The 10,255-nt window shown below is 63.1% G+C and carries 2 protein-coding genes and 1 pseudogene; all 3 read left to right on the top strand.

Annotated elements, in window-relative coordinates; translation table 11 throughout:
* The coding region (locus JZ00_RS25310) for a non-ribosomal peptide synthetase (RefSeq protein WP_039593988.1) at window positions 1-4,174 on the top strand (4,174 nt) is incomplete at its 5' end.
* A pseudogene (locus tag JZ00_RS25305) lies at window positions 4,171-7,374 on the top strand (non-ribosomal peptide synthetase). The gene JZ00_RS25310 and the pseudogene JZ00_RS25305, both read left to right, overlap by 4 nt.
* A gap of 294 nt (window positions 7,375-7,668) precedes the next feature.
* A complete protein-coding gene (locus JZ00_RS25300) occupies window positions 7,669-10,131 on the top strand; it encodes a TonB-dependent siderophore receptor (RefSeq protein ID WP_039593987.1) in 2,463 nt (820 codons plus the stop codon).
* Window positions 10,132-10,255 lie beyond the last annotated feature (124 nt).

The following is a 10,255-nucleotide window of genomic DNA, read 5'->3' as shown; positions in this document are numbered from 1 at the left end:
GGTTACTTTCGCCAACACGCGCCTGAGCTACAGCGAGCTCGACGGCCGCGCCAATCGCCTGGCCCACCAGCTCATCGAACTGGGCGTCGGCCCGGAAGTGCGGGTGGGCGTGGCGATGCCGCGTTCCGAGCAGTTGCTGATCGCCTTGCTGGCAGTGCTCAAGGCGGGCGGCGCCTACGTGCCGCTGGACCCGGATTACCCGGCCGAACGCGTGGCCTACATGCTTGATGACAGTCGGGCGCGGGTGTTGTTGACCGAGCAGTCGGTGGCCTTGACGTTGACGGTTCCGGCCGAGACTGAAGTGCTGATGCTGGATCGGATCGAGTTGACCTCATATCCCTTCACCGCACCGGTCACAACGGTCACACCGGACAACCTCGCCTACGTCATCTACACCTCCGGCTCCACCGGCAAACCCAAGGGCGTGGCCATCGCCCACCGCAACGTCCTGGCATTGATCGACTGGTCCAAATCCGTCTACAGCCGCGACGATATCCAAGGCGTACTCGCCTCAACCTCGGTTTGCTTTGATCTGTCGGTGTGGGAGCTGTTCGTCACCCTGGCCAACGGCGGTTCGCTGATCATCGCCCGCAACGCCCTGGAACTGCCGCACCTGCCGGCCCGCGACCAGGTGCGCCTGATCAACACCGTGCCCTCGGCGATCGCCGCGTTGCAGCGCAATGGGGAGATTCCGCACAGCGTGCGCATCATCAACCTGGCCGGTGAGCCACTGAAGCAGAGCCTGGTGGATGCCCTTTACCCACAGGGAATCGAGCATGTCTATGACCTTTATGGTCCCTCCGAAGACACCACCTACTCAACCTGGACCCGCCGTACCCAAGGCGGCACGGCCAACATCGGCCGCCCACTCAAGCACACCGCCAGCTACCTCCTCGACGCCAACCTGCAACCGGTGCCCCAGGGCGTCTCGGCCGAGCTGTACCTGAGCGGCGCCGGCCTAACCCGGGGCTACCTCGGGCGAGCGGCGATGACCGCCGAGAAGTACGTGCCCAACCCGTTCTCCACCACGGGCGAGCGCCTGTACCGCACCGGCGACCTGTGCCGTTATCGCGCCGACGGCGTGCTCGAATACCAGGGTCGCATCGACCATCAGGTGAAGATCCGCGGCTTCCGCATCGAGCTGGGGGAGATCGAGGCGCGGCTGCTGCAACAGCCCGAGGTCAACGAAGTCGCCGTGCTCGCCCAGGAAGGGCCGGGCGGCCAGCAACTGGTGGCCTACGTGGTGACCTCGACGGACGCCGACACACTGCGCGATCCACTCAAGGCCCGACTCAAGGAGCATCTGCCGGACTACATGATCCCGGCCCACTGGCTGTTCCTCGACCAGTTGCCGCTGACCCCCAACGGCAAGCTTGATCGCAAGGCGTTGCCGGGCGTGGAGGCCGGGGTGACGCAAAACGGTTACGCGCCCCCCGCCAGCGAACTGGAGCAACGGATCGCCGACATCTGGCAGCAAGTGCTGGAAGTGGAGCAGGTTGGGCGCAACGATCATTTCTTCGAGCGCGGCGGTCACTCATTGCTGGCGACCCAGGCGATCTCCCGGCTGCGCAAACTCACGGGTAATCCGCTGAGCTTGCGTGACCTGTTCGATCATCCACGGCTCAGCGCACTGGCGGCGCTGATGAGCGAGACCGGTGACGCAACCGTGCGCGCAGGCGACTCCAGCAAGGTTCGGCTCAAGGCCCATGGGCCAAGGCAATCGGCACCGTTGTCTTTGGTGCAACGGCGGTTGTGGATCGCCGAGCAACTGTCCGGCGGTACTTCGGCGTATGGCATGCCCATGGCGCTGCGCCTGTGCGGCGAGTTGTCGGTCGAGCGGCTGATGAGCAGCTTTGCCGAAGTGACGCGCCGTCACGCCGTGCTGCGCACCGCGTATGTCCAGGACGACGAAGGCGATCCACTGGCGTTGATTGCCGACGAAGTCGAGCTGGATTTCCCGCTGGTCGATCTGTCCGAGCTTTCGCCCGGTGCACGGCAGGAACGCGTGGCCCAGGCGACGCTGGACAATGCCCGCATTCCGATCGACCTGGAACAGGCGCCGCTGCTGCGCGGGCGGATCCTGCGCCTGGGCCCGACCGAGCATGTGTTGTTGTACGCCATGCACCACATCATTTCCGATGGCTGGTCCATGGGGTTGTTGATCAACGAGCTGGTGCAGATCTACGAAGCCGCTTCACGGCATGAACCGATGCCGCTGGCGCCACTGGAGGTCCAATACCATGACTTCGCCCTGTGGCAGCAGGCGTTGGAAGACCAGGGCGTGCTGGCGCGCCAGGCCGACTATTGGAAGCAACGACTCGACGGTTACAACGGGCGTCTCGACTTGCCGCTGGACAATCCTCGTGGGCAGACGGCGTCGTATGAGGGCGATGCGTTGCAGTTCGAACTTCCTGTCGACCTCAGCGCAGCATTGCGGCGGCTGTCGAGCGAGGCCAGCGTCACGCTGTACAGCACGCTGCTGGCCTCGTTCCAAGTGTTGTTGCATCGCCACTGCGCTACGCAGGACCTGGTGGTGGGCGCTGACGTGGCCGGGCGTGAACAACCTGAGTTGGAGCGCTTGATCGGCTTTTTCGTCAATGTCCTGCCGCTGCGTTCGCGCTTCGATGCGGGCGTGACCTTCAGCCGATTCCTGGCCCAGGCCCAGGACGATCTGCTCGGCGCGCTGGAGCATCAGGACTTGCCGTTCGACCAGATCGTCGACGCCTGCGGCGTGCCTCGTCACAAGGGCATGAACCCGTTGCTCCAGGTGTTGTTCGTGATGAACAACGTGCCGGTGCGCACACGCTCCATGGCGGGCTTGAGCGTGGAGTTCCTGCCGGCGCTGCAGAACCATTCTAAATTCGACATGGCATTGTTCGTTGACGAAGAAGAAGGGCAATTGCGCGGTAATTGGCAATTCGCCACAGCCTTGTTCGGACATGAGCGCATCCAGTACCTGATCCGGGCCTGGACGACCCTGTTGGAACAGATCGTCGCTGATCAGGACATTCAATTGGGAGCTATCAGCATGCCAGTCGACAACGTGGCGACAGCCGCCGCGCCAACCAACGCCCCGGGGCCCAAGGCCGACAAACTGGGCAAGTTCCTCAAGCGCTCGGCAACCCCGGCCGCGCGGCCGCGTCCAGCGTTGGTGCGTGAATCGCTGGTGGCGGCGCCTCAGCGTTTCCCTCTGATGCTGGAGCCCGGCGAGCCGCACCTGGACGTCATCGAGTGGATCCGGCAGAACCGACCATCGATCGAGCAGAAACTGGCCGAACACGCCGGCATCCTGTTCCGTGGTTTCGCGCTGGATGGCATCCAGGGCTTCGAAGCGTTCGCCGAAGCGATCCAACCGGGGCTGTACGGCCAGTACGGCGACTTGCCGAAGAAGGAAGGGGGCAAGAACACCTACCGCTCCACCCCGTACCCGGAACGCAAGATGATCTTGTTCCACAACGAGAGCTCCCACCAGGACCGCTGGCCGCGCAAGCAGATGTTCTACTGCGAGCAGGCCGCGCCCGTCGGCGGCGCGACCCCGGTGGTGGACTGCCGCCTGATGTATGAAAAGCTGCCGGCGGACCTTCGCGAAAAGTTCGAGGACAAGGGGCTGCTGTACGTGCGCACCTTCACCGACAAGCTCGACGTGTCGTGGCAGCACTTCTTCAAGACCGAGGATCGCCTCGAAGTGGAGGCCCGTTGCCGGGCAGGCGGCATCCAGTGGCGCTGGCTCGACAACGACGAGTTGCAGACCCGCACGCCAGGGCCGGCGATCATCACGCACCCGATCACCGGGGAAAAATCCTTCTTCAACCAGGTACAACTGCATCACATCTACTGGCTGGAGCCGGACGTGCGCCAGGATTTGTTGTCGATGTACGGCCTGGAGCGCATGCCCCGGCACGTCTATTACGGCGACGGCACACCGATCGAAGACGAGGTGATGGCCCGTATCGGTGAGTTGTACGAAGCCTGCGCGGTGCGTTTCGACTGGCACAAAGGCGATGTGATCCTGCTGGACAACATGCTGGTGGCCCACGCCCGCGACCCGTTCGAAGGACCACGCAAGATCGTCGTCGCCATGGGCGATATGTACGACCACGCCAGCCTGCAACGGCCATCGACCGTTGGGCAATCCGCCCGGGGCGCATTCAATACCGAGGAAACCGGAGCATGAACGAGGTGATGATGGACACGCAGGAAGCGGGTTTCGCCCTGTCGCCCGAGCAGCAATGGGCGCTTGAGCAACTGTCGGGCACGACGACTCGTGGCGAGGCCTTGCGCTGGGTGAGCGTGGTCATCGATGGCGATCTTGATCCGCAGCGATTGCAGGACGCCTTCGACACACTGGCGGCGCAGCAGCCGATGTTGCTGGCGCGGCTGGTCAAGGTCGCCGGTTTCCACGGCCTGCGCCAGGTAGCCCATGCCGGGCGCTTTGCGCTGAAGATAAGCCCAAGCGAACAATCCGCTGAAGAAGTCCAGGCGCAGATCAACGAAATCCTCGGCCAGGCTTTTGTTATCGGCGAATCGGCCGGTGTCCAAGCCGTGCTTTATCGTTTGGCGCCACGGCAATGGCGACTGCTGCTGGGCATCGCCCGTTACAGTGCCGATGCGCCATCGATGAACTTGCTGCTTGGACAGGTACGCCAGGCTTACGCGGGCCAGGTGTCGGAAGACGAAGCACCAGGCGAGTTCGGCCAGTACCTGCAATGGCGCAGCGAAGTGGTGCTCGATGAAGATGCCGCCACCGCGCGGACCTATTGGCAGCAACATCTGCAAGGTTTGCAGGCGCAGATCGACACGCCATGGCTGGCGGCACGCCGCGCCGGCAGCGGGACCGCCGATGCGCGTGTGTCGTTGGCGTTGGAACCGGCCCGGCGCGATGCTTTGCAGCGCTTGGCCGACGAGCTGGGGCAACCGCTGACGACCCTATTGCAAGGTGCGTGGTGGCTGCTGTTGGGGCGCTTGAGCGGCTCCGACCAGGCATTGGTGGGCGTTCGTCATGACAGCCGCAGCGACTACGATTACTTCGCCCATGCCATCGGCATGTTCGAGAAAACCCTGCCGCTTTGCATACCATTACCGGCCAGCGCGCCGTTCAGTGAGTGGCTGGAAGAGTTGGCGATGCGGCTCGAAGCCCATCGCACCTGGCAGGAATACTGGACGCCGGAACTGGCGCCGGACGCGGCGCATCCCGCCTATGGTTTCGCGGTCGCTGCGGCAAGTTTCGTCCACGGCGACAACAGCCTGGAGTGGACGGGATCGTCGCCTGTGCAGGCTGATCCGCTTGAGCTGCTGCTGCAGGTTCAATTGGACGATGCCCAGCGGCTTGCCGCGATCGACCTGCAATATGCCGACGCTCGTTATTCGCAAGCCGCCGCCACCGCTGTGCTGGAACAATACGACGTGCTGCTGGCCTCGATCCTGGCGGCCGCGCAGACGCCGCTGGCGCAGCTCAACCTACTGGGGCGCAACGAGGAATCACGCCTGCGCGCGATCAACCCGCCGATGCAGGCGCTGGCCGATAACCGCTATCTTCCCCGGCGCATTGCCGACCTGGCGCTCCATGCGCCGGACACCATCGCGCTGACCGACGCCCATCAGTCCTGGAGCTACGGTCAGCTAAACGCACAGATCGAACGCGTGGCCCTCGGCCTCCAGGACCAAGGCCTGGGCGAGGGTTCGATCGTTGCCCTGGCCTTGCCGCGCTCGGCGGAGCTGGTGGTCGCCATGCTGGCGAGCTGGCGCATCGGTGCGGCGTATCTGCCACTGGACACCCAATGGCCCCAGGCTCGCCAGGCATTGATGGTGGAACAAGCGGGCGCCGCGTTAGTGCTCACCGGCGCGGCGCACCTGCCGGCTTGGCAGGACCAGTCGCACAAGGCGCTGGCATTGGACGGACTCAGCCCAGCGAACGCGACGTTGCCGGCACTGGCGACCAAGGGCAACGACATCGCCTATGTGTTGTTCACGTCCGGCTCCACCGGTGCGCCCAAAGGCGTGGTGATCGAGCATCGGCAGTTGCTCAATTACACCGCCCAGGCCAGCCAGGCCTTGGCGCTGGATCAATGCAAACACTTGGCCTTCAGCTCCACCGTGGCGGCGGACCTGGGCAACACGGCGTTGTTTGGCGCGCTGTTCAATGGCGCAACGCTGCATGTCGCCAGTGACGAGCAGATGCAGGACGGCGCGCTGTTTGCCACGTTCATCCGGCAGCATTAAATCGATTGCCTGAAGATCGTGCCGTCGCACCTCGCGGCGTTGCTTGACAGCGAGCAGGCGGCATTGCCGCGCACCCTGGTGCTCGGCGGCGAGCCGATTGCGCCGACGTTGATCGAACGCATCGCCCGGTTGCGCAGCGATTGCCAGGTGTTCAACCACTATGGGCCGACGGAAGCCACGGTCGGGGTGATGATTCATCCGGTGTCGCTGGAGGGCGCTGCCGAGGACTGTTCGGCGTTGACCCAGGTGCTGGGCAACAATCAGGCCTACATCCTCGATGCTGAGCGGCGGCTGGTGCCGGTGGGCGTGCTGGGCGAGTTGTACCTGGGCGGCGCGCAACTGTGCCGGGGCTATCTGAATGCCGAGGCCGACGGACAGATGTTCATCCAGAGTCCGTTCGATCCTGCGCAGCGCCTGTACCGCACCGGCGACCTGGCGCGTTACCGCCCGGAAGGCGGGGTTCAGTTGCACGGGCGGCGCGACCAGCAGGTCAAGGTGCGCGGGTTCCGTATCGAACTGGCGGAGATCGAGGCCGAGTTGCTGGGCGTGCCGCAGGTGGCCGAAGCGCTGGTGTTGCCGGGCGAGCAGGGCTTGCAGGCCTTTATCGTGGCACCGCAAGGCTTGCCTTCTGATGTGCTGAACGCCGCGCGGGCACAACTGAACGCACGCTTGCCCAGCGTGATGGTGCCGCAGCATTGGCACCTGATCGAACGCTTCCCACGGCTGGCCAACGGCAAGATCGATCGCCAGGCGTTGCAGCAGTTGGCGGCCGCAACGGGCGATGAAGAGGGCGTCGCACCCCGTGATGGACTCGAACAATTGCTCGCTGCGCGCATGGCGCAGTTGCTTGGCCTTGAGCGACTGGGCATCGATCGCGACTTCTTTGCTGCCGGCGGTCATTCGCTGCTGGTGATCAAGCTGGTGGCCGGCATTCGCAAGCTGTTGCAGTGCGACATCCATCCGGGATTGGTCTTCGATCATCCGACCGTGGCGTCGCTGGCGACGGCCTTGCGGGCCCACGAGAACAGCCCCGGGCAACTGGAGAAGATCGCCCAGGCACGCCTGCGCATGGAGGCGATGAGCCCAGAGGAAAAGGCTCGGCTGACCGAACAGGCTCGGCAACTGCAAGCCGCCAAGGCCGCGCAAGGTAGTTGACAGGGCATGAACAAAAGGCCGACGCCTTCAAGCGTCGGCTTTTTTTTATATTTTTCGCGAATGATAAATAAACTCATTCCGGTTTCTTCCACGTGCTGCGTCTTACTAAGGTATGCGGCCAATCGGCTCGGGCAGGGCAGCCCAGGCGCCGGTTGTGTCCAGGAAAAAATTTCGCTGTCGTCCAGGCGGATGACTGTCCCGGGGAGGGGGCGGTCAGCAGTTGCACCGTGCTGGCGAACGGCAGGCCATTCGGCCCCCATGGACTTTTCACTTCTACCAATAATAGAGAGCACGATGTCGGCAATTCATGAGTTGAAACCGTTGTTCAAGGCACTGGTCATGTCCCGCGGCCTGCGTTCGCGCCGGGTGTTGACGGGCCTGGGTCTGGTCTGTGTGTTGCCGCTGAGCACCCAGGTGATGGCGCAAGACGTCAACATCAACATCCCTGCGCAACCGCTGCCGCAGGCGCTGCAAGCGTTCGGCCAGCAGACCAACCAGCAAGTGATCTACAACGCCGACGAATTGGCCGGCCTGAAAAGCAATCGCGTCAGCGGCAAGATGAGCCCGCAGGCGGCCATCACCGAACTGCTCAAGGGCACGGGCGTGCGCCACAGCCTCGAGGGCAACACCTTGATGTTGGTGAAGGGCTCTGCCGCAGGCCTGGAACTGGGCGCAACGACCATCAACGCCGAACAGCTGGCTGCGACGACCGAAGGCAGCAACTCATACACCAGCAATGCCGTGACGATCGGCAAGGGCACCCACACCCTCAAGGAAATTCCCCAGTCGGTCACGGTGATGACGCGCAAGCAGATGGATGACCAGAACCTGGTCAGCCTCAAGGATGCCGTCAACCAGACCACCGGCATCGTCGGCCTGCAGGGCGTCGGCCAGGGCATGATTCTGTCGTCGCGCGGTTTCCAGATCGATGACTGGCAGTACGACGGTGTGCCGATCCCGCGTAACACCTACTCGCTGGGCAACTGGGCGACCCAGGACCTGATCTTCTTCGACCGCCTGGAAATCCTCCGTGGCGCGTCCGGCCTGCTGCAAGGCACCGGCAGCCCCGGTGGCGCTGTCAACCTGGTGCGCAAGCGTGGCCAGAATGCACCGACCGTGACCCTGACCGGCAAGGCCGGGTCCTGGGATCACTACGGCCTGCAATTGGACGCTGGCGGCCCGCTGAACGACGCCGGCAACATCCGTGGCCGTATCGTCGCCGATGAAGACCAGAGCAATTCCTTTGTCGATCACGCGTGGACCAAGACCCACTCGTTGTACGGCTCGCTGGACATCGACCTGAGTGAAGACACCACCCTGGGCTTCGCGGCCAGCCAGTCCAATGGCGAATCGCGCGGCAACATCCGCGGCTTGCCACGCTACGCCGATGGCTCGATGCCGGACGTGTCGCGCTCCACCTACACCGGCGCGCGCTGGAACCGTTCCGATATCGATGTCACCACCCTGTACACCGACTTGGAGCATCGCTTCAACGAGGACTGGGCATTCAAGGTCGGCGCCGTGCACATGACCGAGGACAACCAGGCGAAAAACCAGCGCACCCAAAGCCCGGGCGGCCTGCTGCCCGATGGCAGCCGTGTGCAATATGCCGACTTCGTCACCGACTTCCAGTCCACCAAAGTGGGCCTGGACATGAACCTGGTCGGCAAATTCGAAGCCCTGTCGATGGAACAGGAGGTCATGCTCGGCGGTAACTACTCCCAGCTGGAGACGGATGACAAATACGCCCGCACGTTCAACAACAGCAGCGACTTCATTTTCGACCTTGATAACAACCGTCCCGACATCAGCTATGAAGGCTTGATCAATAGCCCGGGTGGCATGGGCACCCTCAGCAAATACGACGTCCGCCAGAAAGGCGTGTACGGCACCTGGCGCGTCAAGCCGGTGGACGACTTGACGCTGATCCTCGGCTCGCGGGTCAGCTGGTACGACTTCAGCTACAAGTCCAAGACCGAAAGGGCAACCGGTATCACGCCCAACACCCCAAGCACCTCAACCGAAACCGGCGTGGTCACGCCCTATGCCGGCATCGTCTATGACCTGAGCCGCGAATGGGCGGTCTACGCCAGCTACACCGACGTCTTCCAGCCGCAGACCAACGTCGATCCCGACGGTTCGGTACTCAAGCCCATCGTCGGCAAGAACTATGAGGTCGGCCTCAAGGGTGAGTTGATGGACGGGCGGGTCAACACGTCCTTGGCGGTCTTCCGCTACGACCATGAGAACCGTGCCGTCAACATCCCCAGCTGCGTTGGGTTGAACTGTTCCGAGGCGGCGGGGAAAGTGCGCAGCCAGGGCATCGAGGCCGAGATCAGCGGTGAGGTGATCGATAACCTGCAGCTGTTCGCGGGCTATACCTACAACACCACCAAATACCTCGAAGATCCGAACAATGAAGGCAGCATCTTCAGTACCTGGACGCCGAAACACATGCTGCGCGTCTGGGGCAACTACCAGTTCACCGGCGACTGGAACCGCGCCAGCGCCGGCCTGGGCTTCACCACCCAAAGCCATACGCAGGTCTACGATCTCAACTATGACGTACCGGGCTACACCGTATGGAATGCCCGTGTCGGCTACCAGCTGACGCCGGAGATCGGGTTGGCGGTCAATGCCAACAACCTGTTCGACAAGACCTACATCACCCCGGCCTACAACCAGCTCAATGGCAACAACAACTTTGGCGATCCACGTAATCTGATGTTCACCGTGAAGTACACGCCGCAGTTCTGATTTCCTGCAAAGACAGAAAAACCGACCCGCCTTGTGCGGATCGGTTTTTTTATGCGGTCAATCTGGCTGAAAACACAAAACCGTGGCGAGGGAGCAAGCTCCCTCGCGACGGGAAAGAGTGTTC

Source organism: Pseudomonas frederiksbergensis (assembly GCF_000802155.2).
GTDB classification, from domain to species: domain Bacteria; phylum Pseudomonadota; class Gammaproteobacteria; order Pseudomonadales; family Pseudomonadaceae; genus Aquipseudomonas; species Aquipseudomonas frederiksbergensis_A.
The sequence above is the reverse complement of the archived record's forward strand: the minus strand, read 5'-3'. Positions and strand labels throughout refer to the sequence as shown.